The 25,872-nt window shown below is 25.0% G+C and carries 30 protein-coding genes; 23 read left to right on the plus strand and 7 right to left on the minus strand.

From position 1 onward, the window contains the following. Positions 1-36 precede the first annotated feature (36 nt). The 14 genes from AYC59_RS04125 to AYC59_RS04190 all read left to right on the plus strand — a co-directional run bounded on the left by AYC59_RS04125 (position 37) and on the right by AYC59_RS04190 (position 11,660). Entirely contained in the window at positions 37-432 is a 396-nt protein-coding gene (locus AYC59_RS04125; protein ID WP_066895496.1) for a hypothetical protein, read from the plus strand. Positions 433-452: 20 nt separating this feature from the next. Then, positions 453-2,033: a ribonuclease Y gene (gene rny / locus AYC59_RS04130; RefSeq protein ID WP_066895498.1), complete on the plus strand. Its 1,581-nt coding sequence runs from the start codon at positions 453-455 to the stop codon at positions 2,031-2,033. Between the two features lie 75 nt (positions 2,034-2,108). After that, entirely contained in the window at positions 2,109-2,888 is a 780-nt protein-coding gene (locus AYC59_RS04135; protein ID WP_066895500.1) for a TIGR00282 family metallophosphoesterase, read from the plus strand. A gap of 1 nt (position 2,889) precedes the next feature. Further along, a complete protein-coding gene (gene cmk / locus AYC59_RS04140) occupies positions 2,890-3,540 on the plus strand; it encodes a (d)CMP kinase (RefSeq protein ID WP_066895502.1) in 651 nt (216 codons plus the stop codon). Then, entirely contained in the window at positions 3,509-4,546 is a 1,038-nt protein-coding gene (gene alr / locus AYC59_RS04145; RefSeq protein ID WP_066895504.1) for an alanine racemase, read from the plus strand. The genes cmk and alr overlap by 32 nt, the downstream gene beginning before the upstream one ends. Next, entirely contained in the window at positions 4,546-5,112 is a 567-nt protein-coding gene (locus tag AYC59_RS04150; protein ID WP_066895506.1) for a CvpA family protein, read from the plus strand. The genes alr and AYC59_RS04150 overlap by 1 nt, the downstream gene beginning before the upstream one ends. Then, positions 5,105-6,328 carry a M16 family metallopeptidase gene (locus tag AYC59_RS04155; protein ID WP_066895508.1) on the plus strand — a complete coding sequence of 408 codons (1,224 nt, stop codon included), beginning with the start codon at positions 5,105-5,107 and terminating at the stop codon, positions 6,326-6,328. The genes AYC59_RS04150 and AYC59_RS04155 overlap by 8 nt, the downstream gene beginning before the upstream one ends. After that, positions 6,315-7,430: a rod shape-determining protein RodA gene (gene rodA / locus AYC59_RS04160; protein ID WP_066895510.1), complete on the plus strand. Its 1,116-nt coding sequence runs from the start codon at positions 6,315-6,317 to the stop codon at positions 7,428-7,430. Before AYC59_RS04155 ends, rodA begins: the two co-directional genes overlap by 14 nt. Beyond that, positions 7,427-8,263, plus strand: coding sequence for an RluA family pseudouridine synthase (locus AYC59_RS04165; protein WP_066895512.1), 837 nt, complete (start codon positions 7,427-7,429; stop codon positions 8,261-8,263). Before rodA ends, AYC59_RS04165 begins: the two co-directional genes overlap by 4 nt. A 101-nt stretch (positions 8,264-8,364) precedes the next feature. Continuing rightward, positions 8,365-8,562: a cold shock domain-containing protein gene (locus tag AYC59_RS04170; RefSeq protein WP_066895514.1), complete on the plus strand. Its 198-nt coding sequence runs from the start codon at positions 8,365-8,367 to the stop codon at positions 8,560-8,562. A gap of 73 nt (positions 8,563-8,635) precedes the next feature. After that, a complete protein-coding gene (locus AYC59_RS04175) occupies positions 8,636-9,559 on the plus strand; it encodes an ABC transporter permease (RefSeq protein WP_066895516.1) in 924 nt (307 codons plus the stop codon). Continuing rightward, positions 9,556-10,317, plus strand: a complete 762-nt coding sequence (locus AYC59_RS04180) for an ABC transporter permease (protein WP_066895518.1) — start codon at positions 9,556-9,558, stop codon at positions 10,315-10,317. The genes AYC59_RS04175 and AYC59_RS04180 overlap by 4 nt, the downstream gene beginning before the upstream one ends. Next, positions 10,304-11,029: an ATP-binding cassette domain-containing protein gene (locus tag AYC59_RS04185; protein WP_066895520.1), complete on the plus strand. Its 726-nt coding sequence runs from the start codon at positions 10,304-10,306 to the stop codon at positions 11,027-11,029. The genes AYC59_RS04180 and AYC59_RS04185 overlap by 14 nt, the downstream gene beginning before the upstream one ends. Then, positions 11,013-11,660 (plus strand): ATP-binding cassette domain-containing protein, encoded by a 648-nt coding sequence (locus AYC59_RS04190; protein ID WP_066895522.1) that lies wholly within the window; start codon positions 11,013-11,015, stop codon positions 11,658-11,660. The genes AYC59_RS04185 and AYC59_RS04190 overlap by 17 nt, the downstream gene beginning before the upstream one ends. A gap of 19 nt (positions 11,661-11,679) precedes the next feature. Here the strand turns inward: AYC59_RS04190 and AYC59_RS04195 are convergent, their stop codons facing one another. The 4 genes from AYC59_RS04195 to AYC59_RS04210 are packed head-to-tail and all read right to left on the minus strand — an operon-like array spanning position 11,680 to position 15,862. Next, the gene (locus AYC59_RS04195; RefSeq protein WP_066895524.1) at positions 11,680-12,573 is read right to left on the minus strand and encodes a DUF4300 family protein; all 894 of its coding nucleotides are present in this window, start codon (positions 12,571-12,573) and stop codon (positions 11,680-11,682) included. Continuing rightward, positions 12,574-13,110 carry a YiiX/YebB-like N1pC/P60 family cysteine hydrolase gene (locus tag AYC59_RS04200; protein WP_066895526.1) on the minus strand — a complete coding sequence of 179 codons (537 nt, stop codon included), beginning with the start codon at positions 13,108-13,110 and terminating at the stop codon, positions 12,574-12,576. A gap of 2 nt (positions 13,111-13,112) precedes the next feature. Further along, a complete protein-coding gene (locus tag AYC59_RS04205) occupies positions 13,113-13,670 on the minus strand; it encodes a hypothetical protein (protein ID WP_066895528.1) in 558 nt (185 codons plus the stop codon). Beyond that, the gene (locus AYC59_RS04210; RefSeq protein ID WP_066895530.1) at positions 13,670-15,862 is read right to left on the minus strand and encodes an ATP-dependent helicase; all 2,193 of its coding nucleotides are present in this window, start codon (positions 15,860-15,862) and stop codon (positions 13,670-13,672) included. Before AYC59_RS04210 ends, AYC59_RS04205 begins: the two co-directional genes overlap by 1 nt. A gap of 122 nt (positions 15,863-15,984) precedes the next feature. On the opposite strand from AYC59_RS04210, the gene trpS reads away from it, so the two are divergent. Together trpS and AYC59_RS04220 are read left to right on the plus strand one after the other, a co-directional pair. Then, the gene (gene trpS, locus AYC59_RS04215; RefSeq protein ID WP_066895532.1) at positions 15,985-16,962 is read left to right on the plus strand and encodes a tryptophan--tRNA ligase; all 978 of its coding nucleotides are present in this window, start codon (positions 15,985-15,987) and stop codon (positions 16,960-16,962) included. Continuing rightward, entirely contained in the window at positions 16,959-17,468 is a 510-nt protein-coding gene (locus AYC59_RS04220) for a hypothetical protein (RefSeq protein WP_066895534.1), read from the plus strand. The genes trpS and AYC59_RS04220 overlap by 4 nt, the downstream gene beginning before the upstream one ends. Positions 17,469-17,537: 69 nt before the next feature. Here the strand turns inward: AYC59_RS04220 and AYC59_RS04225 are convergent, their stop codons facing one another. Then, positions 17,538-18,467: an L-lactate dehydrogenase gene (locus tag AYC59_RS04225; protein ID WP_066895536.1), complete on the minus strand. Its 930-nt coding sequence runs from the start codon at positions 18,465-18,467 to the stop codon at positions 17,538-17,540. A gap of 326 nt (positions 18,468-18,793) precedes the next feature. Here AYC59_RS04225 and AYC59_RS04230 point away from each other — a divergent pair, with 326 nt between their 5' ends. The 4 genes from AYC59_RS04230 (at position 18,794) to AYC59_RS04245 (ending at position 21,449) form a co-directional block, all read left to right on the plus strand. Beyond that, on the plus strand, positions 18,794-19,525 hold the full coding sequence (locus AYC59_RS04230; protein ID WP_066895539.1) for a MerR family transcriptional regulator: 732 nt from the start codon (positions 18,794-18,796) through the stop codon (positions 19,523-19,525). Between the two features lie 103 nt (positions 19,526-19,628). Then, a complete protein-coding gene (ruvC, locus tag AYC59_RS04235) occupies positions 19,629-20,219 on the plus strand; it encodes a crossover junction endodeoxyribonuclease RuvC (RefSeq protein ID WP_066895541.1) in 591 nt (196 codons plus the stop codon). 2 nt (positions 20,220-20,221) lie between these two features. Beyond that, entirely contained in the window at positions 20,222-21,175 is a 954-nt protein-coding gene (locus AYC59_RS04240; protein ID WP_066895543.1) for a DHH family phosphoesterase, read from the plus strand. Beyond that, positions 21,168-21,449, plus strand: a complete 282-nt coding sequence (locus AYC59_RS04245; protein ID WP_066895545.1) for a hypothetical protein — start codon at positions 21,168-21,170, stop codon at positions 21,447-21,449. Before AYC59_RS04240 ends, AYC59_RS04245 begins: the two co-directional genes overlap by 8 nt. A gap of 245 nt (positions 21,450-21,694) precedes the next feature. Here AYC59_RS04245 and AYC59_RS04250 read toward each other — a convergent pair whose 3' ends face one another. After that, positions 21,695-22,366: a TetR/AcrR family transcriptional regulator gene (locus AYC59_RS04250; protein ID WP_066895547.1), complete on the minus strand. Its 672-nt coding sequence runs from the start codon at positions 22,364-22,366 to the stop codon at positions 21,695-21,697. Positions 22,367-22,393: 27 nt separating this feature from the next. After that, complete coding sequence (locus AYC59_RS04255) at positions 22,394-23,086, minus strand: copper homeostasis protein CutC (protein ID WP_066895549.1); 693 nt, start codon at positions 23,084-23,086, stop codon at positions 22,394-22,396. Positions 23,087-23,244: 158 nt separating this feature from the next. On the opposite strand from AYC59_RS04255, the gene tpx reads away from it, so the two are divergent. Genes tpx through mnmA form a run of 3 tightly spaced genes read left to right on the plus strand, consistent with a single transcriptional unit; the run spans position 23,245 to position 25,866 of the window. Next, the gene (gene tpx / locus AYC59_RS04260) at positions 23,245-23,745 is read left to right on the plus strand and encodes a thiol peroxidase (protein WP_066895551.1); all 501 of its coding nucleotides are present in this window, start codon (positions 23,245-23,247) and stop codon (positions 23,743-23,745) included. A gap of 37 nt (positions 23,746-23,782) precedes the next feature. Next, positions 23,783-24,712 (plus strand): tRNA dihydrouridine synthase, encoded by a 930-nt coding sequence (locus AYC59_RS04265; RefSeq protein ID WP_066895553.1) that lies wholly within the window; start codon positions 23,783-23,785, stop codon positions 24,710-24,712. 50 nt (positions 24,713-24,762) lie between these two features. Continuing rightward, the gene (gene mnmA, locus AYC59_RS04270; RefSeq protein ID WP_415635706.1) at positions 24,763-25,866 is read left to right on the plus strand and encodes a tRNA 2-thiouridine(34) synthase MnmA; all 1,104 of its coding nucleotides are present in this window, start codon (positions 24,763-24,765) and stop codon (positions 25,864-25,866) included. The last annotated feature ends 6 nt before the right edge of the window (positions 25,867-25,872 follow it).

Raw genomic sequence — 25,872 nt, forward strand, 5'->3', positions numbered from 1 at the left:
ATTAAAATGTGATAGACTAAATATAATGGGAGGATTATGAAAAAAGTATTGATTTTCGCATGTTTATTATTGCTTTTTAGTTGTTCTAGTATTGAAAATACTAGTAATTTAACAAATACTGAAATAAATGGTATATATAGTAAAATTAGAGAAGTTCAAAATGAAATAATTATGGATGCTAAAAATAATGATAAACAAAAAATAAAAGAAAGAGTGGTTAGCTCATTAATTAATGACATAAAATTTTCTTACTTAGATAAATATGATCTATCAAAAGCTTTGGTAGTATTTTCAGATGAAATAGAGATACAAAATATAAACAGTGCAAAAAGTGTACTTTTAATTAATTTTGAATTGGAAACTATGTATTTTGATGTCATTTGGAATTATGTAGAAAATAAATGGAAGATAAAGAGTATAGACCCTCAATAATAAATAGAGAGGAGAAATAGATGTTAAATTTTATACTAATTTTGATAGTTTGTGCAATATTAGTAATAGCTGTTTCATTATTTTTTGGTTTTAATATGATAAACAAAAAATTTACAACTAAATATGGTGAATATAGTGATTTAGAATTAATGATAGTTAATTTAAAAAGAAAATTAGAGACAGAAAAAAAAGAAGTAGAGAGAGAAATAGAATCGTTTAGAAAAGAAGAAACTTTAAAGGTTAAAGAGGAAATTTTAAGTCAAAAAAAATCAGCCGATGAAGAAATTAAAATAATGAAAGCTGAAATTTTACTTAAGGAAGAAAGAATTTCTAAAAAAGAAGAAAATTTAGAATTAAGAACTAATAAATTAGAAGAGAAAGAATTAAAATTAGAAGAGAAAAAAGATAAAATAATAGAAATTGAAAATGAATTAAATGTTATGATTCAAAAAGAAAGTGAAGAATTACAAAGAATTTCATCACTTACTCAAGAAGAGGCTAGAGAAATAATATTAGTTAAACTTGAAGATGAGTTAGAACATGATAAAGCATTAATAATAAGAGATTATGAATATAATATTGAAAGAGAAAAAGAAAGATTAGCAAAAAGTGCAATTGCTCATGCAATTAATAAAGCTGCATCAGATTATGTTGCTGATGCGACTATATCTGTTGTTCAACTTCCAAGTGAAGAAATGAAGGGGAGAATAATAGGTAAAGAAGGAAGAAATATTAGAGCACTTGAAGCTGCAACAGGGGTTGATTTAATTATAGATGATACTCCAGAGGCAGTTGTATTATCTTCATTTGATGGAGTAAGACGTGAGGTTGCAAGACTTTCACTTGAAAAACTTATTCAAGATGGAAGAATACATCCAACAAAAATAGAAGAAATAGTTGAAAAATCACAAAGTGAAGTTGAAGAAGAAATGATAAAAGTTGCAGAAGAAGCAATTTTAGAAGTTGGAATACATGCTTTACCTAAAGAAGTATTAAAAACTTTAGGAAGATTAAAATTCAGAACTTCATTTGGTCAAAATATATTACAACATTCAATAGAAGTTGCTCATTTATGTGCAGCACTTGCAGCTGAACTTGGAGCAAATATTGATTATGCTAAAAGAGCTGGATTATTACATGATATAGGTAAAGCCTTCTCTCATGAACAAGAAGGATCACATGCTATAAATGGTGCAGAGTTCTTAAGAAGATATTCAAGAGAAAATGAAGTTGTATTAAATGCAGTTGAAGCTCATCATAATGAAGTAGAGCCTACTTCAATAGAAGCTATAATAGTTCAAGCAGCAGATGCCATAAGTGCAGCAAGACCAGGAGCTAGACGTGAAACATTAACAAATTATTTAAAACGTTTAGAACAATTAGAAGAAATTGCAAATTCTCATGAAGGAATAGAAAGTTCTTATGCAATACAAGCTGGAAGAGAATTAAGATTAATAGTTAAACCAGAAGAAATAAGCGATGACAAAGCTATAATACTTTCAAGAGAAGTTGCAAAAGAAATAGAAGAAAAAATGCAATATCCAGGTCAAATCAAAGTTACTGTAATTAGAGAAACTAGATCAACAGAATATGCTAAATAATTAAATTAGAATAAAAAGTAAATAGGAGCAGTCATATAAAGAATAGACTGCTTATATTTTTAGAATGGAGTATTTATGAAATTTCTCTTAGTTGGAGATATAGTAGGATATCAAGGAGAGGATACATTAAATAAGTATTTAGCCAAACATGGTGAAAAATATGATGTTATAGTAGTTAATGCTGAAAATATAGACAATGGTTTCGGTATTACATCACAAAAAGCAAATAATTTATTAAACAATGGTGTGGATGTAATAACTTTAGGTAACCATAGTTTTGATAAAAAAGATGTGTATGAATATCTTAATAAAACAAAAAGAGTTATAAGACCATATAATTTTTCAGATAAAGCACCAGGGAATGGTTATACTATAATTGAAAAGAAAAATAAAAAAATAGCTATTGTTAGTTTACAAGGTAAGGTATATATGAATACCTTACATTGTCCTTTTATAGCTATAGATAGTTTACTTGAAGATCTAAAAGAAAAGGTAGATATTATAGTTGTAGATTTCCATGCAGAAGTAACGTCAGAAAAAATAGCTATGGGTTGGAATGTGGCTGGTAAGGTATCTATAATTTATGGTACTCATACTCACGTTCAAACTGCTGATGAAAGCATATTGAATAATAAGACAGCATATATTACAGATGTAGGTATGACTGGAGGTCATGATGGAGTTATAGGAATGAATAAAAAAGAAGTGATACAAAAATTTAAAACAGGCTTACCGGTTAAATTTACTGTTTGTGAAACTAATAAAAAAATAAATGCAATTGAAGTTTTAGTAGATGATAAAACTAATTATGCAATTGATATTAAAAGAATTAACCTTAAATATGAGGAGATTTAAAATGAGAATAGCAATTGATGGTCCATCAGGTAGTGGTAAAAGTTCTGTTGCTAAAGAATTAGCAAGAAGACTTAACTTATCACATTTAGATACAGGAGCAATGTATAGATTATTAGGTTATAAGGTATATAAAGATAAATTAGAGCTTGATAATATAAAAGAGATATTAAAAAATTTAGATATTAAAATAGAAGGTGAACAGTTTTATCTAGATGGTGAAGATGTAAGCAATAAAATAAGAGAAAATGAGATTTCTAAATATGCTTCGAATGTTTCAACTATAAAAGAAGTAAGAGAATATATGGTTTATTTGCAAAGAAAAATATCTGAAGATAAAGATGTTATATTAGATGGACGTGATATAGGTACGGTTGTGTTTCCTAATGCAGAAATAAAAATATATTTGACTGCAAGTCCAGAAGTTCGTGCTAAAAGAAGATTTTTAGAAGACGGTACATTAGATTATGAAAAAATATTAGAGGATATTAAAAAACGTGATTTTAATGATCAAAATAGAAAACATTCCCCTTTAAAAAAAGCAGAAGATGCAATAGAAGTTGATACAGATAATATGAATTTTGAAGAAGTTATAAATAAAATTATGGAGATAGTGGCAGAATATGAGAGCAAGAGCTGTAATAAATCTAGATAATTTAATATATAATTTGGAAGTTATATCAGATAAGATTCCAAAAGAAAAGATAATGGCAGTAATTAAAGCAAATGCATATGGTCATGGTTATGAAGAAATATTTAAAGAGTGTTTTAAATTTGGTATTAGATTTTTTGGAGTTGCGACAATAGAAGAAGCACAGGTTATAAGAAAGATAAATAAAGAGGCAAAAATATTAATTCTTTCTGCAGTTGAACCTAATATGTATTATGAGCTTTCAAAAAATAATATAGATATAACAATAACTTCATTTGAAGAAATTGAATATATTATAAACAATAATATTGAAGGTAATTATCATATAGCATATGATACAGGAATGGGAAGATTAGGTTTTAATGAATTTGAAATAGAAGAGGTTATAAAAAAATTAAAACCAGTAGGTATTTTTTCTCATTTGACATCAGCAGATAATGATGAATATTATACAAGATATCAATATGAAAAATTTATTAACATTTCTAAAAAATATGATATAAAATACAAACATCTACTAAATAGTTTTGGTTCTGAAAAATATTATGATTTTTTTGAAAGTTTTGATCTATATAGATTAGGTATATTAATGTATGGTGGAGAACTAACTAATATATATAAGCCTGTCATGAGTTTTGAAGCAAGAATTAGCTATATTAAAACTCTAGTAGAAGATAGTTATATAGGATATTCTAATACATATAAAGCTAAAAAAGGTGATATAATAGCAACAGTTTCTGCTGGATATGCAGATGGTATTTTTAGAAGTTTATCTAATAAATCTAAGGTATATTTAAGAGGAAAATATTATAATATAATAGGAAATATTTGCATGGATCAATTTATGATACTTGCTGATAATGATGTGAAATTAGGAGATTTTGTTGAAATATTCGGAGAAAATATTAAAGTTGAAGAACAAGCAAATTTAGCAAATACTATAAGTTATGAATTACTTTGTGCAGTTTCTCCTAGAGTTAATAGAGTATATGTAAAGGAGGAGATTTAATGATTTTAGATTTACTTTTTATTGCAATAACAATATTGTTTGTATTTTTTGGTTTGAAAAAAGGATTTGTAAAAGAATCACTTAGTTTATTTAAATTATTATTAATAATATATTTAATTCCAAAAGTATTAAGTATAGAGCTTTCATTTTTAGAAATTAATATAGATAATAGTATAACTAAATATGCTATGTATATAATTACATTTATTATAGTTTATGTAGCTATTTCTATACTTTCTATGATACTTTCTAAGTTTATAGATTCAACCCCACTTACATTTTTTAATAAAATACTAGGTGGAGTATTTGGATTTGTTAAATCTAGCATAGTTATATTTATTATATTTATAGTATCACTTGTAATTTCAGATAGAAATCAAGATGTTAAAAATATTCTTGAAAATAGTATAGTAACAGAATATGTATCTATTTATTTAGAACCATATAATACGTTATTTCCTGATTTTATAAAAACTAAATTAGATAATTTTACTATATATAGTAAAGAAAAACAATTTAAAAATAAATTGATTAAAGATATTCAGAAAGGAATTAGCTATGATTAAAATTTTAGATGTTTTAGGATCTAAGCTGATAACAAATAAAATAGATACAGATAGATCATTTACATTATCTATTATCTTTAGAACAGGTGCTAATAATGAAGATGAGAATGAGAAAGGATTATCTCATTTATTAGAACATATGATGTTTACTGGAACAAATAAGAGAACTTCTTATCAAATTAGTGAGGAAATGGATTTTTATGGTGCTAATTTTAATGCATATACTTCAAAAGAGGTTACAAATTACTATTTTTCATCTTTAACAAGTAAACAAAAGGAAACAACAGAAATATTTTTTGATATGATTTGTGATCCTATATTTCCTGAAAATGAATTAAAAAAAGAAAAAGAAATAATATTTGAAGAAATAAATATGAGTAATGATGAAACAAGACAAGTTAATTTTCAAATTATGTCAGAAAAGCTATTTACTGGTAATTTAAAATATAACATATTAGGGAGTATAGAAAGTGTTGGGAGTTTTACTAGAGAAAACTTAATGGACTATTATAGAAGAAGATATACTCAAGATAATATGATGATTTTAATTTCAGGAAATTTTGATGAAGAATTACTTATAAATATGATAAATGAATATTTTGTTAACATGCCTAAAAAATCTGTGAAAAAAGATTTTGAAAAGCCTATGTTGCTTAATAAAGAAGAATATATTAAAAGAGATCAGAATCAAGTCAATGTATACATGATGACTCAATTTAATAGAGAAAAAAAAGAAAGAAAAATAACACTTATTGAAATGATTTTAGAAATAATACTTGGAGATGGGTTTAGTTCAAGATTATTTCAAGAAATTCGTGAAAAAAGAATGTTAGCTTATTCAGTATATTCATTTGGTATGAATTATGATGATTTTGATGGTCTAGGAATATATATAGGAACATCTAAAAATAAATATGAAGAAGCTATTAAAGCAAGTAGGGAAGTTATTGATGAATTAAAGGAAAAAGGAATAAGTGAAAGAGAGCTTGAAAAAACTAAAAACTATATTTTATCTAGTAATGCAAGTGCTAAAGAAAATTCTAGACTTATATCAAGATACTATAATTCATATATTAATTATTCAAAGATATATACTGATGATGAAATAGAAATAATGCTTAAAGATATAACTGTAGAAGATATTAATAATAAGGCAAAAGAATTGCTTAATAATTTTAGTATTTGTGTAATAGGGGATATAGATGATAGACAATAAAAGAACATTAGCATTATTAAAAAATAGAATTTCAAAATTAGATAAGCCACTTTTAGCTATAGTATATACTCTTGTATTTATAAGTACATTATTTGTTTATAGTGCAACTAGATCTATGAGTTATGTAAGAAATAATTTGTTATGGATAGGAATAGGGACGTTAATTCTTTTTGTTATAGCTTTAACTGATTATAGAGCAAGTAAGAGATTTATAAACGGTATATATATATTTTCTATTTTAATATTGATTTATACAAGATTTTTAGGAGTTACTAAATTAGGAGCTAAAAGATGGATAGATCTTGGATTTATTCAAATTCAACCATCTGAATTTGTTAAGATATTCTTGGTTATGATACTTGCTTTTGGTATAGTTAAGAATTTTTCTAATGGAATAAATAATTTAAAAGATATAATAGCTTCATTTTTTCCAGCCATACCTATACTAGGTTTACTTTTAATACAACCTGATTTAGGAACAACTTTAATATTATGTTTTTCATTTTTATGTATATTAATATTATCAAGAGCTAATCTTAAGCCTATAGTTGCTATATTTATAGTTTTGGCAATATTTTCTGTACCTATATATACTTTTGTATTACAAGATTATCAGAAGGTTAGAATACAAACATTTTTAAATCCAGAAAAGGATATAAAAAATAAGGGGTGGCACGTAGCTCAGTCTAAGATTTCTATAGGATCTGGTGGTGTTGTTGGTAAAGGATATTTAGAAGGTAGTCAGAGTAGACTTAAATTTTTACCAGAATCACAAACAGATTTTATTTTCTCAGTTATAGGTGAAGAGGTAGGATTTTTAGGATCTTCATTTGTTCTTTTGCTTTATTTTTTACTAATATATAGCTTAATTAATATATCGAAAATAATAAATGATGATTATGGCCGGATAATACTTTATGGAATATCTGGAATATTTTTAGCCCATGTTATAATAAATGTTGGGATGACTCTAGGTATAGTTCCTGTAACAGGAAAACCTTTATTATTAATGAGTTATGGAGGTTCATCTTTTTTATCTTCATTTGCAATGATAGGACTTGCACAAAGTATTAAAACTAATAATGGTGATGGTAATAAATGATAAATAATTTTAAAGTTGATCAAGAACATGTTAATATGAGACTTGATAAATTTGTTAGAAAATATTCTAAGGAAGAAAGTTTAGCTTTGATTTTTTCTTTAATCAGAAAAGGAAATATTAAAGTTAACGGTAAAAAATCTAAAGAAAATTATAGATTATTAATAAATGATGAAATATATTTTCCAGATAATGCTAAAATTGAAATGGGGAATACAAAGATAAATAATAATATAAATATATCAAAGTTTAAAGATATGATAGTATTTGAAGATGATGATATATTTATAATCAATAAACCTAATAATATACCTATGCATAAAGGGAATAACCATGAATATGGCATATCTGAAATGGCTAAAAAATATTATAATAATTCTAATGTTAATTTTGCAAATAGGTTAGATTTAGAAACTGAAGGATTAGTTATAGGAACTAAGAATCTTAATATATTAAGAAAGATAAATCAAGTTATAAAAGATAGGGAAATATTAAAAAAATATATAGCTATGATTAATTCAAATAATCTTAAATTAAATGAGAAATTTATTGTTGAAAAACCTATAGAAGTAACTGAAACTGGAGTAAAAATATCTGAAAATGGATTATATTCTAAAACTATATTTAAAGTTATTAATATAGAGAAGGATAAAGCTTTTTTAGATGTTGATTTAAAAACTGGAAGAAAGCATCAAATACGTGTTCATTTAAGTAGCATAAATAAGCCAATAATAGGTGATAGGAAATATGGTGGAATTACTAGTAATAGAATGTATTTAAAATGTTATAGGATTAAGTTTTTAAATTATGACATAGAGATTGATAAGGTATTTTAAAAAATTAAAAAAATATTATAATAGAGTATTGACAAATTATAGTTATCAAGGTAAACTATACTATAAACAAGCCTAAGGCTTGGAGAATAGGAGGAAGTATTTTGTTAGGTAAAGTTAAATGGTTCAACGAAAAAAGAGGTATTGGATTTATCGCAGGAGAAGATGGGAAAGATTATTTCTTACATTTCTCTAAAATTATGAAAAGTGGTTTTAAAACTGTTGCTGAAGGAGAAGAAGTAGAATTCGAACTTGAAGAAAGTGAAAAAGGACCACAAGCAACAAACGTAGTTTCTAAATAGTTAAAAATAATTTATATAGAATAGAGTTTGGAGCTATCTCTTATGAGATAGCTTTTTTATTAGGAGGAAAATTTTGAAACAAATATTTAAAAAATTAATAAAAAGCGTTTTAACAATATTTTGTATAATAACTTTAACATTTTATTTAATACATATGTTACCATCTAATTTGATATATAATGATTCAGATATAGATGGGACTATGAAAGAAGCAATAATACAAAAATATAATCTAGATAAAAGTATTAATGAACAATATATATTATACTTAAAAGATATTTTTAAAGGTGATTTAGGAAAATCTATAAAATATGAAGATAAAAATGTAAGTGATGTAATATTAAGTAATTTTCCTGTATCTTTATCATTAGGAATAAGAACTTTAATATTGTCTATTATTATAGGAGTGCCTTTGGGTATATATTCTTCTATTAATAAAAAAATGAATAAATATGGATATATAATTAGTTATATAGTAATATCCATACCAAGTTTTGTAATAATTGGTTTTTTACAATTACTTGTTGTATATGTTAATAATAAATTTAATATTAGATTTCCTATTACAGGTTTTGATACTGAATTACAAAAGATATTACCAGTGTTATCATTATCATTTTTTACAACTTGTATGGTATTTAGAGTTATTAATATTAAAATAAGAGAAGAAATGGATAAGGAATATGTACAGTTTTATTTATCTTTAGGATATGATAAAAAATATGTTATCAAAAAGCATATATTAAAAAATATTTTGCCGACTATAATAACAACTTTAACTCCTCAGGTAATATCTCTTATTACAGGGTCATTTATTGTTGAAACTTTATTTGGAATACCAGGATTAGGAAAATATTATACAAGTTCTATTATAGATAGAGATTATACAATGGTTATAGGTCTTACATTATTTTACAGTATAGTTTTAATTTTATGTATAACTTTAATGGATATAATAACATTATTTTTAGATAAAAGAATAGAAGGTGAAATATGAAATTAAATAGAAAATATATCATATTGATACCTATGTTTTTTATAGTTTTAAATTTATTTAATAAATATGATGGTATTAGTCAAGATTTAGAAAATATTAATTCTAGATTTTTTGTAAATAACCATATCTTAGGGACAGATGAATTAGGTAGAGATATATTAGCAAGATTAGTACAAGGAAGTTTAAATACTTTAATTATATGTATAAGTATATGCTTTATTATTTTTATAATGGGAATTATTTTGGGGTATTTTATGGGCATTAGTAATAAAATAGATAAAATATTAATGGTTATAATACAGTTTATAATGTCCATACCTAGTTTGATTTTAACTATATTTATTTTAGTATTTATAGGTAATAGTATGTTCTTACTTATTTTTTCTTTATCAATAAATAGAAGTTTAAGAATGGCAATAATTGTAAGAAATGAGGTTAAGAAACTTAATGCACAAAATTTTATTTTGATATCAAAAATGATGGGAGCTAGTTCATTTCATGTATTAAAGAAACATATATTACCTAATATTATAGATATAGTATTATTTAGAATAAGTTTTATGATACCGGGAATAATATTTTCAGAAACATTTTTATCTTTTATGGGCATAGGTGTTAGACTACCAAAAGCAACATTAGGAAATATGTTATCTTCAGGTTTTAATGCCTTACTTATAAATCCTACACAATTTATATTGGTAAGTGTATTTATAGTTTTAATTACATTATTCTTTGGAGGTCTTAATGAAAATACTTGATATACAAAATCTATGTATTAAAAATAATGAAAAAACGATAATAGAAAATTTAGATTTATCAATAGAAAATGATAAGATTAATGTTTTAATAGGATCATCTGGAAGTGGAAAAACTCAAATAGCTAAAAGTATAATGAAACTTTCAGAACTTGATATACAAGGTGTAATAAAAATAAAAGGGAATGAAGATTATAAGTGTGGTAAAGATGTAGCATTAATTTTCCAAGATTTTGCAAGATCTTTAAATCCAGTTTTAAAAATAAAAGATCAAATGTTGGGGCCTTTGATATATCATAATATTTATGATGAAAAAACAGCACTAAAAAAAATAGAAGATATGCTTTTAAAATTAAATTTAAACTTAGATAGTTTAGAAAAATATCCACATGAATTAAGTGGAGGTCAAAAACAAAGAATAGTTATAGGTATAGTTTTATTATTACAGCCCAAGATTATAATTTGTGATGAAATAAGTTCAGGACTTGATAAAGAAAATGAAAACTATATTTTTGATTTATTAAAAAAGACGAATATTACTCTTTTAGTAATAACTCATAGTATAAATGTACTTAAAAATTATTCTGATAAAATAATATATTTAGACAATGGAACATTAAAATTTGTAGGGACATATAAAGAGTTTTTAAATATAGATGATCAGTATATTTCTAATATTAAAAAGTTAGGAGAAATTTATGATAAAGGTTGTTAATGTTAATAAAAAAATTGGAAATAAACAAATTTTATCTAATATATCTTTTGAGTTAAAAAAAGGAGATATAATGGGAATAATAGGTAAAAGCGGTGGAGGTAAAACAACCTTAGCGTATATAGTTTCTAATATTTTAAAAGAAGATGATGGGGAAATAATAGTTAATAATAAAAGTAAAAACAGCTATTCTTTAAAAGAATATTCTAGATTGGTATCTATAGTATTTCAAGAATACAGTACATGTTTAAATCCTAAAATGAAAGTATTTGAAATATTAAATGAGGTTTTTGAAATGCGTAATGAGATTATAGATGAAACTAAAGTTTTAGAAGTTTTAAAAATAGTGAATTTAGAAAATATAGATAGAAATAGGGTTTCTGAGAAATTATCTGGTGGAGAAAAGCAAAGATTAAATATAGCGCGTGCATTACTTATGGATACAGATATTTATATATTAGATGAGGTTATATCATCTCTTGATATAAATTTACAATTTCAGGTTTTGAATATATTAAAGGATCTTAACAAAATAGGTAAGACTATTATATTTATAACTCATAATATTGAAATTTTAAATTATTTGACAAATAATATATGGGAAATGAGTAATGGAAAGTTAGTTAAATTATAAAATGGAGCAATGCTCCATTTTATAGTTCACCTTTATTTGGATTAAATCTATAAGTATCTAATAATTTATCATTTTCCATAATTATTGGATCAGCAGTTGGCTGATTAAAATTAACATCATATTTACCCATTAAATAATCATTAAGTTCAGTTTTATCATTAAATAATATTGCTTGATATGGTTCTTGGAAAGCAATTTTTTCTATAAATAGAAATTTATCTTCATAAGGTAATAAAACTCCTATATGACCTATAAATAAATAATTATTTTCTTCTTCTTGCTCATGGAAGAAAACAGAAATTAATTTTATTTTTGAATCTGTAAATTCTATTTTTCTCTTTTTAAATTCATCTTGAATATTTTTAACATGTACTTTATAATCTTTAGTTAAAGTTGTAGGTACAGTTGAAAATAATACAAAGAAGTTAGATGTTTGATTTTCATCAAATAAATCTATAGGAGTATTTTTGATAGAATCTTTATCTATGAATAAATAATCAGTATCACCTATTTCTTTACTATTAACTTTAATTAAATCACTCATTAAAGTATAAGAAGTAATACGGCAATTAAATCCTGAAAATAAAGGGAAATTACTATTCCATTTTTCTTGCATTAAAAATTCATCATAATCAGCCTTTATACCATCTAATTTTTTAAATCCTGAATCAACTAAGGAATAATCATTTATACCATTATTAAATAGATTTACACTTTTTAAAAATATATCTGCTTGTTTTTCACTTACATTATTATCTATAAGAATATCTCTTACTTTATTTTGAATATCACTATCAACTAAATTAGAATAAGTGATTTTAGTTAAAAAATCTTTATTATCATTTCTAATTTCTTTTTCTTTGCAGGAAAGCAAGAATAATGTTGATATAATAATTGTTAGTATTTTTTTCATTTATTCTCCTTCTAAAATTACATTTTCTAGTAGTGGACTATTTAAAAAATCATAGGGTAATATAGGCCATTTATTTTTACCTAATTCAATACCAACTTCTTTATATAAGGTATATATAAATTTAGAACAATAGGTATCTATATTTTCACTACTATTATCAGTAAATACATTATATCTTTTATTGTAGTATTTATCCAAATTATTTCTAAGTTTAAGTTGGGTATCTTTATTTAAATTACTGTATCTCAATATAGTGATTTTTCTTTTTTCATTAATAAAGCTATATATAGGGTTATCAGTATAGTATTCAAAATAGCTTTTAAATTCTATTAATTTTAAATCTTCATTAAGTATATAACAATGACCCCATTGCTGAGTGAATTTATTTCCTTTTTCAAGCACTATTATATCATAGGGTTTTAATTTATCGTAATTAACGACTAAAGTTAAGAAAGAATACCATTTAGTATTATTTATATTGGCACTAAAATTTAAACTTGATAATACTAAAATAAATAAAATAATTAATTTTTTCATAATTAACCTTTTAAAGTAATATTTTCAAGTGTTGTAGTTTCCAAGAAATCAAATGGATATATAGGGTATTTATCAGGGAATAATCTTGTGTTACGTCCTAGTTTTTTACCTGCATCTAAAAATAAAGTATATATAAACTTAGAGCAATAAGTATGTATATCTTCAGAATTAGAATTAGATAAGAAAGAATAGAACTTATTGTAATAAAGTGGAGTATCCTTCTCCATCTGATCAACAAGAGCATCATCTATATATTTGTATCTTAATATTGCTATATTTCTGTTATTAATATTAAAGAAACTATATATAGGTGAATCAGCAAATACTTCAATAGCTCCTTTTATCTCGACTAATTTTTTATCTTTATTTACTAAAAATATATGTCCCCATGTTTGAGAAATTTGACTACCTACATTTAAAACTAAGATGTCATATGGTTGTATTTGATCCATATGAGCAGCAATTTCTTGGAATGTATACCATTTAAAGTCATTTTCGTTAAATTTTGCAAAAGAATTTAAACTAAAGCAAAATAATAATATCATTAATAATTTTTTCATTACTTTCCTACCTTTCTTAAGAATTTATCAATAAGTTTAGTTGCTATTTTTTTCTCTCCATCAAGAAATTGAACAACAACAGATTTTTCAGTTATTTGTTTAATTGTACCTTCACCATATGTATTATGGAATACTTTTTCCCCAACTTTATATCCTATATTAATATCTGTTTTTGGAGTAGTGTTTATTTTATTTTCAGTTATAAACTGAGTATATTCTCTAAATACAGGAGTTTTATTAAGTTCTGTCATAGTTTTTTGATACTTATACATATTAGGATTATGAATATCTTCTAAGATATCTTCATCAATTTCATCAAGAAATCTTGATCTAACTACACCATAAAGGAAATGGTTTCCGTATTTAGTACGTTCTAGTGCATGTGTTAAGAAAAGATTTTCTTCAGCACGAGTAAGTGCTACGTAGAATATTCTTCTTTCTTCTTCAAGTTCAGGATCATCAGGAGATAAATCATCACGAGGGAAAAGACCTTCTTCTAATCCTGTTAAAAATACTGTATTAAATTCAAGACCTTTAGATGAATGTATAGTCATTAATTTTACATAATCTTCATCTTCGTTAAGGTTATCAATTGCTGAATTTAAAGATATGTTTTCTAGATAATCTTGTAGAGATAAAAATCCTATTTCTTGTTCACTAAATGTAATAGAGTTTATAAGCTCATTAATGTTTTCACGTCTTTCATCACTATTTTCAAGAGTATTTAAATAGTCAAAATATGAAATTTTTTCTATTAATTCTTTTAGTAGATCAGAAGTAGTAATATTAGTTATATTTTCTTTTAATTCATTTATCATATTTCTAAATGATATGAATTTATTTTTTGCACTACCTGTAATTTGATCTTCTATAATATCTATAGCTTCAAATAATGATGTATTATTTTTTCTTGCAATTTGAGCTAAAGAATCTATAGTTTTAGGACCTATAGCACGTTTTGGAGTATTTATAACTCTTTCAAAACTTAAATCATCCTTTATATTATTTATTAATAAAAGATATGATATTAAATCTTTAATTTCACGTCTTTCAAAGAATTGTAATCCACCAAATAATTTAAAAGGTATCTTATTTTTCATAAAAGCTTCTTCTATAGCTCTTGACTGTGCATTAGTTCTGTATAAAATACAGAACTTACTAAAATCTTTTCCAGAAGCTTTAAGATCTAATATTTTTTCAGCTATAAATTCTGCTTCCTCTTTATTGTTAGAGGCTTTGAAAACTTTAACTTTTTCACCTAGATTATTAGCTGACCATAGTTTTTTACCTTTAGAAGAGTTATTATTCTTAATAACAGAATTGGCTGCATTAAGTATATTTTGAGTAGATCTATAGTTTTGCTCAAGTTTTATAACACTAGCATTAGGATAGTCGTTTTCAAAATTAAGTATATTTTGAATATTTGCTCCTCTAAAAGAATAAATACTTTGGTCTTCATCACCTACAACACATATATTTTTATACTTATTAGCTATTTTTTTTACCATTTGGTATTGTATTTCATTCGTATCTTGATACTCATCTATAAGTATGTAGACATATTTGTTTTGTATTCTTTCAAGTACATAAGAATCATCAAGTAATGCTTTTGCATTTACAAGTAAATCAGAAAAGTCCATAGAATTATTTTTTTCAAGATTTTCTTGGTACTCTTGAAATACTGTTTTTAATTTTTGGTTTATAGGGACTCTTAAATCTACTTGATTACCCATAGTAGTGTAATTAAGACCTAGTTCTTTTAATCTGCTTATTTGGTTTATAACAACACCAGGTTTAAATGTATTTTCTAAATTATTATCTTTTAATATTTTTTTTATTAAAGTTTTTTGATCAGAAGTATCGTATATATTAAAATTTGTTCCATATCCTATTCTTTCAGAATACATTCTTAATAATTTTACTGAAAATGAATGGAATGTAGATATTAATATATCTGAATTAGAACCTATTAAGGCTTCAACTCTTTCTTTCATTTCACGTGCTGCCTTATTAGTAAATGTAAGAGCTAATATATTTTTAGGACTAATTCCTTTTTCTTTTATCATATGAGCTATTTTAAAAGTGATAGTACGAGTTTTACCACTACCAGCTCCAGCAAGAATTAGTGTTTGACCATCTATTTTTCTAGCTGCTTCTTGTTGTTTTTCATTTAAGTTATCTAATATGCTCACAATTTTCTCCCTCGTTTAAATTTATATGTTATTATATCATAAAAATGGGAAAATATATACTTAAAATTAAGATATAAATATGGTATAATAATAAAAAGAAATTGATAGAGGAGAGTATATATATGAAAAGAAGTTTATCAGGTATTCAACCTAGCGGAGTACTTCATATAGGTAACTATTTTGGAGCTCTTAAACAGTTTGTTGATTTACAAGATAATTATAACGGGCTATATTTTATAGCTGATTATCATTCTTTAACAAGTCAAATAAATCCAGATGTTTTAAGAAAGCATAGTTTAAATGTAGTTCTTGATTATTTAGCAGCAGGTATAGATCCTAAGAAATCTAAAATTTTCTTACAGTCTTCAGTACCAGCACATACAGAACTTATGTGGATTTTATCTAATCAAACACCTATGGCATTACTTGAAAGAGGTCATGCTTATAAGGATAAGGTAGCAAAGGGAATAAAACCTAATGTAGGCTTATTTAATTATCCAGTTCTTATGGCATCAGATATATTAATTTATGATGCAGATGTAGTTCCTGTAGGAAAAGATCAAAAGCAACATATAGAACTTACTCGTGATTTTGCGGTAAGATTTAATGAGTTTTATCAAAAAGAAGTATTTAAATTACCTGAAGCATTAATTTTAGAAACTGTCGCAACAGTGGTAGGAACAGATGGTGAAAAAATGTCAAAATCTTACGGAAATATAATTAATATGTATCTACCAGAGAAAGAATTAAAAAAGCAAGTTATGAGTATAGTAACTGATTCAACTCCGCTTGAAGAGCCTAAAAATCCAGATAATAACGTTACTAAACTTTATTCGTTATTTGCAACTCCAGCAGAAGTTGAAATAATGAAAGAAAAATTTATAGCTGGTAATTATGGTTATGGTCATGCAAAAAAAGAATTATTTGAAAGAATTTTAGATTACTTTAGTAAACAAAGAGAATTAAGAATGAAGTTAGAAAATAATATGGATTATGTGTATGATATATTAAAAGATGGAGCTAAAATTGCAAGAGAAATTACAAGTGAAAAAATGAAAGTTGTAAGAGATACAGTAGGATTAATAGGAGGAGAATTATGAAAAAATATTTAAGTTTGGTTGTTTTATCTATCGTTTTAATGTCATGTTCAGTTCTTTCTTTAGTAGGACAGTATAATGTGTCAAATGAAAGAGTTAAACGTGCTATAGCAGCTAGTGTTGATGGTAGTCAAGATTATGTTGTTGTAAAAGGAAGTACAAAAGTTAGAGATGTTTATGTTCAAAATGGTAAATTACAAGTAGTTATAGATATTGAATCTAGTAATATACTAAGTGCTATATTTACTTCAAGCCCGAGTACTAAAGCAGTAGTTACTTTAGAAAGTGATATTAGATATGCTGATGGAAAACTATATACTAAAAATATTAGAGTTAAAAATATTGATGGTATAATAGGGGAAGATCAAGTTAAACAAATTTCTAATGCTTTAGTTTATACTTTATTAGATAATAAAGAAATATATGATTTTTCTAAAGATGGTATAAGCGCAAGAAGTATAAGAGATGTTTATGTAGGTCAAAATAACATAGTTGTAGATTTTAAATAAAATAGATTATTGAAAAAGGAGATTAATTTGTATGATATTATACATTTTAATCTCCTTATTATATATTTTCTATAATTCTAAACTCTTAATAACTTCTTTAAGAATTTTTTTAGTATTTTCTAGTTTTTCTCTTTCGCTTTCTTCAAATTCAGGACATATTTTCATTTGGAATCCATTTCTACCTATTATACTTGGAACAGAGTAGTAAACATCTTCAACTTGGTTATAAGTTGAAATAGTTAATATGCTATTTTCATCTCTTAATATAGCTTCAACTATTCTTCTAGTTGCCATTCCTATAGCATAATTAGTATATCCTTTTCTTGAAATAATTTCATAAGCTGCATTTTTAACTTTTTCGTGTATATTAGTTTTTAATTCTTCAGCATTTTTACCTTCTCTTTTGCAGTATTCATCAAAAGTTAATGGACCTATTGAAGCTGATGACCAAACAGGGAATTCTGAATCTCCATGTTCTCCTATAATATATGCGTGAACATTTCTAGCATCTAAGTCAAATTCTTCGGCAAGGTAATATCTTAATCTTGAAGTATCAAGTACAGTTCCAGTACCTATTACTCTATTTGCAGGGAATCCTGATAATTTATATGCCACCCAAGTTACTATATCAACTGGATTAGTTGCTATAACTAGTACTGCATTAGGTGAGTAACGTGTAACTTGAGGTATGATATTTTTAAATATTGCAACATTTTTATGAACTAAATCAAGTCTAGTTTCACCAGGTTTTTGACCTGCTCCAGCTGTTATTATTACTATATCTGAATCAGCCGTATCTTTATAATCTCCTGAAACTATATTAACAGTTTTAATAAAAGCTGCACCATGAGCTATATCTAAAACTTCCCCTTCGGCTTTATCTTTATTTACGTCTACTAAAACTACATGAGATGCAAGCCCAGATAATACAACTGAAAGAGTTGTTGCAGAACCTACAAAACCAGCACCTATAATAGAAACTTTTGATGTTTTCTTCATGATTACCTCCACTTTATTTTATTTAAAATTATATCACTTAAAAAATATGAATTCAAGATTTTTGGTTAAAATATATTTAAGAAAATAGTTTTATGAAAGATTAACTTTTTTATGTGGAATTATAAAATATATTATTTTGAATCTAACAGATAAATAGATTGGTTTAGTGACTAAAATGCAAGTGTAGTTTCAAAATGTGGAATTATATTTGTGGGTTAATGACTATATATTTTGAGAAAAATTTTATATTATTTATTGACACTGACGTAACGTAATAGTATAAGATAAGAGTAGATTAGCTAATTAAGTAAATGAAAGGAGAATTGATGTATCATATAAAAGAAGTTGCAAAAATTTCAGGAGTTAGCGTTCGAACTCTACATCATTATGATGAAGTTGGTCTTCTTGTCCCTGAAAAAGGTGACAACAATTATAGACTTTATAATGAATCTGATATAAATAAACTACAGCAGATACTTTTCTATAAAGTTTTAGGATTTAAGTTAAATGATATTAAACGATTGTTGCAAGATAATGAAGTGAATAGATTAGAAAGTCTTTTAAGGCAGAAAGAATTATTAAAAATAGAAAAAGAAAATTTAGAAAGATTATTGATAACAATTGAAAAAACTATAATAGATTATCAAGGAGGGAAAACAATGACGATAAACGAAAAATTTGATGGATTTAATAAAGAAAATTTTGGTATAATGTATGAAGATGAAGCAAAAGAAAAATATGGAGAATTTGCAGTGGAAAATGCCAAAAATAATATGAATGAAGAAGTTTTTAACAAATGGCTAAATATCTTTAAAAGTTTAAAAAAATTTAAAACAGAAGGATTAAATGTTGAAAATAAACAAGTACAAGAACAAATAGCCTTATTATATAATAATTTTAATGAATATGTCTTTGATTGTTCTTTAGAAGTATTTGCTGGTATTGGGAAAATGTATGTTAATGATGAAAGATTTAAAACTAATATTGATAAGGTAGGTCAAGGTACAGCACAATATTTAAGTGATGCTATTGCTTATTATACATTAAATAAAGACTAATTTAATTATATTTTAGGGACGATTATATATCGTCTCTTTTTCTTTCTTATTTAAATTGTTGTATTAATTTTAGAAATAAAGTATAATACTTTAGAGGTGAACTATGAGAATACTAGGAATAGATCCAGGTACAGCTATAGTAGGTTATTCTATATTAGATTATAAAAATAATAAAATAGAACTTATAGACTATGGGTGTATATATACTGATAAAGATTTAGATATGGCTTTAAGACTTGAACAAATATACTTGAAATTAGAAAGTATAATAAACTTATATAAACCAGATCAGATGGCTATAGAAGAACTATTCTTCTTTAAAAATCAGAAAACTATAATCTCAGTTGCTCAAGCAAGAGGAGTTATAGTTTTAAAAGCACAAATGTCTGGAATTGAAATCTTTAATTATACTCCGTTACAGGTTAAAACTGGTATAACAGGTTATGGACGTGCAAGTAAAAAACAAGTACAAGAAATGACCAAGGTAATACTTAAATTAAAAGAAATACCTAAACCAGATGATGCAGCAGATGCAATAGCTATAGGGATAAATCATATTAATACTATAAAAGGTGTAGGGTATATATTAAATAATCCTAGAGGAAACGTTAATAAAGTGACCTTGTTAAAAGAAAAAAAAGGAAATGAAATAAGCCTTGAAGATTATAAAAATATGTTTAATAAAAAGAGGTAGAGATGCTAAATAAAATAAAAGAAACTGTAGATAAATATAAGAATATAATAATATCAGCACATGTTAATCCAGATGGAGATGCTTTTGGTGCTTTATTTACATTAAAATATATTATAGAAGAATATGCGCCTGACAAAAATGTAGATATAGTAATACAATATGAATTACCTAAATATATTTATAAATTTCCTGAAAGTTCGTGTATAAAAAATAGTTATAATGAAAAAGAAGTTGAGCTTGTTATAATGGTTGATACAGCAAGTATGGAACGTGCAGCTATAGACAATAATATATTTAAAATTGCAAAAGAGACTATAAATATAGATCATCATATTAGTAATACAAAATACTTAAATATTAATTATGTGGAAGATATTTCTTCTACATCAGAATTACTTTATAAATTTTTAGAATTATTTAATGTTAAGCTAAGTGAAAAGATAGCTAAATTTATGTATTTAGGAATAATTAATGATACGGGTAATTTTAGACATGGAAATGTGACTAAAAATACATTTGAAGTAAGTGCTAAACTTATGGAAGTTGGAATAAATAATAATGAAATAAGTAATATACTATTTTCTAAATCAAAAGGTAAGGCTAAAGCTTTTGGACTTGCTTTATTTGATTATACTTTTATTAAAGAATTAGGTTTTGCATATTACTTTATTTGTAAAGAAAAAATGAAAGAATATAATTTAACAGATGAGGATGTAGATGGTATATCAGAATTATTAATAAGTATAGATGGAGTAAAAGTTTCTTTATTTATTAGAGAAGATGAAAAATCTAATTTGAAAGGTAGCTTAAGATCTAAAAAAATAGATGTAAATAATGTTGCAGGAGTTCTTGGTGGTGGAGGCCACAAACTTGCTTCAGGTTTTAGAACTAATTTATGCTTTGATGAAGTTATGGATATTATTATCAAAAAATTGGAAGGAGAAGAAAATGCGTAAATATTTAACAGCCTTGTTATTACCTTTAACTTTCTCTTGCTATGTTATTGAGACTCCTATGTCTAAATATACAGCAAAAGAAGTAAGTGCTATTGCAAGTAAAAAGGTTATGGAAGTAGAAAATGAAGAGATTACATATTCAGATACAAGAATTATGAAAAAAGGATATGGTAAATGGTATTTAACACTTTATGGTAAGAAGAATCTGTTTAAATTTGAAATAGATGAAAATGGAAATATATTAAAATATGAAAAACTAGATTATAATAATTAATTAAGTGGAGCATGTCTCCACTTTTAAATTAATACCTGAATTAAAATTAACAGGTAAGTTCTATATCACAGATAATAAAGCCTCATCTTTTGGTCAAAATCTAAACTTGAAGATAATTATAAAATTACAGTTAATTATTCGGGTATAAAAAATGATATCAAAGAACAACTAAATTAGAAATTACATTAAATATGATATATACTTGGTAAAATAAAAAGCGTTTTGAACACATGTTCTTAACGCTTTTAATCATTTATCATTTTTTCTATTAAGATATCAAAGAATTTTAAAAATTCATCAACAGGTTCTAAACTTTGCTCTCTTTTAAGTTTTAGACAACTTCCTTCTAAGTTGTTTATTAAAAGATAAGTATAAAATTCAGTGTAATCAGATCTATATTTTTCATGAACACAGCTAAGAGTCTCAAGAAAAAGATAAATTCTGTTTTCTATTTGTTTAAATGAATCTGAAATTTTTTCATTAATTTCATTACTTAAATTTGAAAGTTCTGCATTTAAGTTTCCTAAAGGTGAACCACCATAGAATTTAATGGTGTTTTCTTCTATATTTCCAAACAAACTATTTTCATTATTTTCTTTTTCTTGATTATCATTTTCTATTTCTATTATTGCTATATTATTAAGAAAGATAGAAAAAAAAGATTTTAATTTAAATATTGATAAATCATCTACAGTATTATCAAAAAGATCTAGTATTCTTTTTGTTTGGTACTCTATTACGTTTAAAAGTAATTCATCTTTATTTTTAAAGTAGTAATATAAAGAACCTTTTGGAATATTACAAACTTCAAGTATTTCATTAAGTCCAGTATTTACATATCCATTACGAAAAAAAAGATTAGCACTTTGTATTATTACATTTTCTTTTTTTTTGGAAAGATCTTTTTTGTTTGCCATATTTTTTCACCTCTATATATTGTAAACTTAAAATGTTATAAAGTCAATAGATTGTAATTTTTCTTCTGATGTAATAGTATTTTTACCAAAATTAATATCATAATCATTCTCTATTAATTCAGAAAAAGAACCATGCATATTTTTAATACCATTTTCTTTGAAAATATGTATATTTTCAGTATTTACACCACTACCTACTAATATATTTTCAAAAATATTACAAGCATTTAATATGTTATCTAGACCATCTAAAGCAATTTTTTCATGTCCTGATGTAAGTATTCTATCAATATTCATATTTTTTAATAGTTTAATATTTTTTAAGTAATTATCAGAAACATCTATAGCTCTATGGAATATTGCTTCTTTTTTGTATTTATGAATTAAAGTTATAAACCTATTTGTTTTATCTATATCTATTGTTTTATCCTTATTTAAAAATCCAAATACTATTCCTTGAACTCCAAGTTCTAAAAAAGTTTTAGCGTCTTCATACATCATATCAAATTCGTGTTTTGTATAATTAAAATCGCCTTCTCTACATCTAATCATAGTTACAACTGGATGTTTTGAAATGTTTATTGCAGTTTTAACAAAATTAAAGCTAGGTGTAAGTCCACCACAGCTTAACCCTTGATTTAATTCTAATCTAGCTATATTTTTAAATTTATTACAAATATAAATGTCTTCTATATTTCCTACACAAATTTCTAAACTCATATTACCTCCATTTATAAATTATACCACAAGATGAACCAAAAATATATTTTTTTAAAATAATTTATTATATACATTTAGAAAAAGGGGAAAAACTGGTAAAATTTTAATAAATTTAGTATAATAAAAAATATAAGAAGAGATATATTAGGAGGTATTTTATGCAAGTTACTATGGGTGGAATTCCTATGGAATTATTAGGGAAAGAAGTTAAAGTTGGAGATAAAGCACCATTATTTAAAGCAGTTAATGTAGATTTATCTGAATTTAGATTAGAAGATCATTTAGGAAAGGCTATAGTTCTTACATGTTTTCCATCAGTTGATACAGGAATATGTGCAGTTCAAGCAGCTAAATTTAATAATGAAGTTGGGAAATTAGGAGATAAAGCTTTAGTTGTTACAGTATCAAATGATTTACCTTTTGCTTTAACTAGATATTGTGCAGCAGAAGGTGTTGAAAATGCAATAACAGTTTCAGATCATAAAGATTTAGATTTTTCAATGCAATATGGGATGTTAATTGGAGATTTAAGACTTTTAGCAAGAGCAGTGTTTGTAATAGATCAAGAAGGTGTAATTAGATATAAAGAACTTGCTAGTGAAGTTAAAAGCGAATTAAACTATGAAAAAGCTTTAGAGGCCTTAAAAGAATTAATATAAACTGAATCGTATGATTCAGTTTTTAAATAGGAGAAAAATGAGAAAAAAGATATATATAGCACCTATGGCAGGTGTAACAGATTATACATTTAGACTTATACATGAAGAGTTTAAACCAGATCTTATGTTTACAGAAATGATAAATTCAAATATAATAGCAAATACAAAAATAAAAGAAGTTCCTAAAATTTTAAGGTTAAGAAAAGGAAATGCTGTTCAAATTTTTGGTGAAAATATTGAAAATCTTAAATTTTGTGCTAAATATGTGGAAAGTTTAGGGGTTGATCATATAAATCTTAATTGTGGTTGCCCTATGAAAAAGATATCTAGTAGCGGTAATGGTGCTGCTCTTTTAAGAGAACCTGAGAAAATTTATTCTATAGTTTCAGAATTAAAGGAAATTTTGAATCCTTATACTAAAATTTCTTTGAAAATAAGATTGGGATATGAAGAAGCAGATAAATATATGGATATAGCTAAAATTGCTGAAAAATTAAAATGCCATCATATTACAGTTCATGGAAGAACCAAAGCTCAGATGTATACAGGGAGTTCAGATTGGAATGCTATAAAAGAAGTAAAAGAAAATATTTCAATACCAGTTATAGGGAATGGAGATATTTTAACACCAGAAGATGCATTGGAAAAAATAAATTATTCAGGTGTTGATGGTATTATGCTTGCAAGGGGATTATTTGGTAATCCGTGGCTTATATCACAAATAAGAGAAATATTAGAATTTGGAAAAGTTAAAACAATAGTGACTGATATAGATAAAATTAATATGTTGATCAAATATTTAAAACAATATGAATTAGATAATAATGGAAAATTTATACCTGATATAAAAAAACATATATTTTGGTATACTGAAAATTTTGAAAATTCTGATTATATAAAAAATGAAGTAAACAAATATGATGATTATACTAAAATTATAAATGTTATAGAAACTAGTATAAAATAATATATATATTCTTGATAATAGTTGTGAAAAAAGGTATAATATAAATACTAATGTTTTATAAGGAAGTAGGAATAAATATGGCAAAAAAAGTTGTTTTAGGAATGTCTGGTGGGGTAGATTCTTCAGTTGCAGCTTTAGTCTTAAAAGAACAGGGTTATGAAGTTATTGGGGTATTTATGAAAAACTGGGATGAAAAGGATGAAAATGGACACTGTAGTGCAGATGATGACTACAATGATGTTATTGCAGTTGCAGAACAAATTGGCATACCTTATTATTCAGTTAATTTTGTTAAGGAATATTGGGATAGAGTTTTTGAATATTTTCTTTCAGAATTAAAATTAGGAAGAACTCCAAACCCAGATGTTATGTGTAATAAAGAAATTAAGTTTAAAGCCTTTTTAGAATATGCAGAAAAATTAGGTGCAGATTATATAGCTACAGGTCATTATGCAAGATTAACAACTAATGATAAAGGAGAAAAGGTACTTTTAAGAGGAGTAGATAATAATAAAGATCAAAGCTATTTTTTAAGTGGATTATCTCAAAAGCAATTAGAAAAAGTTATTTTTCCATTAGGAGAATATGAAAAACCAGAAATAAGAGAAATAGCTTTAAAACATAATTTGAAAACAGCTAAAAAGAAAGATAGTACAGGTATATGTTTTATAGGTGAAAGAAACTTTAAAGAATTTTTATCTAAATATTTACCTGCAATACCTGGTAATATAGTTAATATAGATGGAAAAGTATTAGGGAAACATACTGGACTTATGTATTATACGATAGGTCAAAGAAAAGGTATAGGTCTTGGTAATTCTAAAGATGGAACAGGAGAACCATATTTTGTTGTGGCAAAGGATATGGATAAAAATGAACTTGTTGTTGCACAAGGTGATGATAGTTTACTTTATTCAAAAGGCTTAGTTGTACATGATTTAAATTTAATAAATGATATAACTTTTCCATATGAATGTAGTGTTAAATTTAGATATAGACAAGATGATGTTAAGGCTGTAATAAATAAAGTTGATAATAAATATGAGGTTATATTTGAAAAACCTCAAAAAGCAGTTACAGTTGGACAAGTTGCTGTTATTTATAATAAAGAGGTTTGTTTAGGTGGCGGAATAATAGAAGATATCATAAAATAGGAGGTC

Source organism: Pseudostreptobacillus hongkongensis (assembly GCF_001559795.1).
Taxonomy (GTDB): Bacteria; Fusobacteriota; Fusobacteriia; order Fusobacteriales; family Leptotrichiaceae; genus Pseudostreptobacillus; species Pseudostreptobacillus hongkongensis.

What these genes read in the sequence shown, in the direction of transcription:
- AYC59_RS04125 (WP_066895496.1), top strand. Translation starts at nt 37, where the DNA reads ATGAAAAAAGTATTGATTTTCGCATGTTTATTATTGCTTTTTAGTTGT.
- rny (WP_066895498.1), top strand. Translation starts at nt 453, where the DNA reads ATGTTAAATTTTATACTAATTTTGATAGTTTGTGCAATATTAGTAATA.
- AYC59_RS04135 (WP_066895500.1), top strand. Translation starts at nt 2,109, where the DNA reads ATGAAATTTCTCTTAGTTGGAGATATAGTAGGATATCAAGGAGAGGAT.
- cmk (WP_066895502.1), top strand. Translation starts at nt 2,890, where the DNA reads ATGAGAATAGCAATTGATGGTCCATCAGGTAGTGGTAAAAGTTCTGTT.
- alr (WP_066895504.1), top strand. Translation starts at nt 3,509, where the DNA reads ATGAGAGCAAGAGCTGTAATAAATCTAGATAATTTAATATATAATTTG.
- AYC59_RS04150 (WP_066895506.1), top strand. Translation starts at nt 4,546, where the DNA reads ATGATTTTAGATTTACTTTTTATTGCAATAACAATATTGTTTGTATTT.
- AYC59_RS04155 (WP_066895508.1), top strand. Translation starts at nt 5,105, where the DNA reads ATGATTAAAATTTTAGATGTTTTAGGATCTAAGCTGATAACAAATAAA.
- rodA (WP_066895510.1), top strand. Translation starts at nt 6,315, where the DNA reads ATGATAGACAATAAAAGAACATTAGCATTATTAAAAAATAGAATTTCA.
- AYC59_RS04165 (WP_066895512.1), top strand. Translation starts at nt 7,427, where the DNA reads ATGATAAATAATTTTAAAGTTGATCAAGAACATGTTAATATGAGACTT.
- AYC59_RS04180 (WP_066895518.1), top strand. Translation starts at nt 9,556, where the DNA reads ATGAAATTAAATAGAAAATATATCATATTGATACCTATGTTTTTTATA.
- AYC59_RS04185 (WP_066895520.1), top strand. Translation starts at nt 10,304, where the DNA reads ATGAAAATACTTGATATACAAAATCTATGTATTAAAAATAATGAAAAA.
- AYC59_RS04190 (WP_066895522.1), top strand. Translation starts at nt 11,013, where the DNA reads ATGATAAAGGTTGTTAATGTTAATAAAAAAATTGGAAATAAACAAATT.
- AYC59_RS04195 (WP_066895524.1), bottom strand. Translation starts at nt 12,573, where the DNA reads ATGAAAAAAATACTAACAATTATTATATCAACATTATTCTTGCTTTCC.
- AYC59_RS04200 (WP_066895526.1), bottom strand. Translation starts at nt 13,110, where the DNA reads ATGAAAAAATTAATTATTTTATTTATTTTAGTATTATCAAGTTTAAAT.
- AYC59_RS04205 (WP_066895528.1), bottom strand. Translation starts at nt 13,670, where the DNA reads ATGAAAAAATTATTAATGATATTATTATTTTGCTTTAGTTTAAATTCT.
- trpS (WP_066895532.1), top strand. Translation starts at nt 15,985, where the DNA reads ATGAAAAGAAGTTTATCAGGTATTCAACCTAGCGGAGTACTTCATATA.
- AYC59_RS04220 (WP_066895534.1), top strand. Translation starts at nt 16,959, where the DNA reads ATGAAAAAATATTTAAGTTTGGTTGTTTTATCTATCGTTTTAATGTCA.
- AYC59_RS04225 (WP_066895536.1), bottom strand. Translation starts at nt 18,467, where the DNA reads ATGAAGAAAACATCAAAAGTTTCTATTATAGGTGCTGGTTTTGTAGGT.
- AYC59_RS04230 (WP_066895539.1), top strand. Translation starts at nt 18,794, where the DNA reads ATGTATCATATAAAAGAAGTTGCAAAAATTTCAGGAGTTAGCGTTCGA.
- ruvC (WP_066895541.1), top strand. Translation starts at nt 19,629, where the DNA reads ATGAGAATACTAGGAATAGATCCAGGTACAGCTATAGTAGGTTATTCT.
- AYC59_RS04240 (WP_066895543.1), top strand. Translation starts at nt 20,222, where the DNA reads ATGCTAAATAAAATAAAAGAAACTGTAGATAAATATAAGAATATAATA.
- AYC59_RS04245 (WP_066895545.1), top strand. Translation starts at nt 21,168, where the DNA reads ATGCGTAAATATTTAACAGCCTTGTTATTACCTTTAACTTTCTCTTGC.
- AYC59_RS04250 (WP_066895547.1), bottom strand. Translation starts at nt 22,366, where the DNA reads ATGGCAAACAAAAAAGATCTTTCCAAAAAAAAAGAAAATGTAATAATA.
- AYC59_RS04255 (WP_066895549.1), bottom strand. Translation starts at nt 23,086, where the DNA reads ATGAGTTTAGAAATTTGTGTAGGAAATATAGAAGACATTTATATTTGT.
- tpx (WP_066895551.1), top strand. Translation starts at nt 23,245, where the DNA reads ATGCAAGTTACTATGGGTGGAATTCCTATGGAATTATTAGGGAAAGAA.
- AYC59_RS04265 (WP_066895553.1), top strand. Translation starts at nt 23,783, where the DNA reads ATGAGAAAAAAGATATATATAGCACCTATGGCAGGTGTAACAGATTAT.
- mnmA (WP_415635706.1), top strand. Translation starts at nt 24,763, where the DNA reads ATGTTTTATAAGGAAGTAGGAATAAATATGGCAAAAAAAGTTGTTTTA.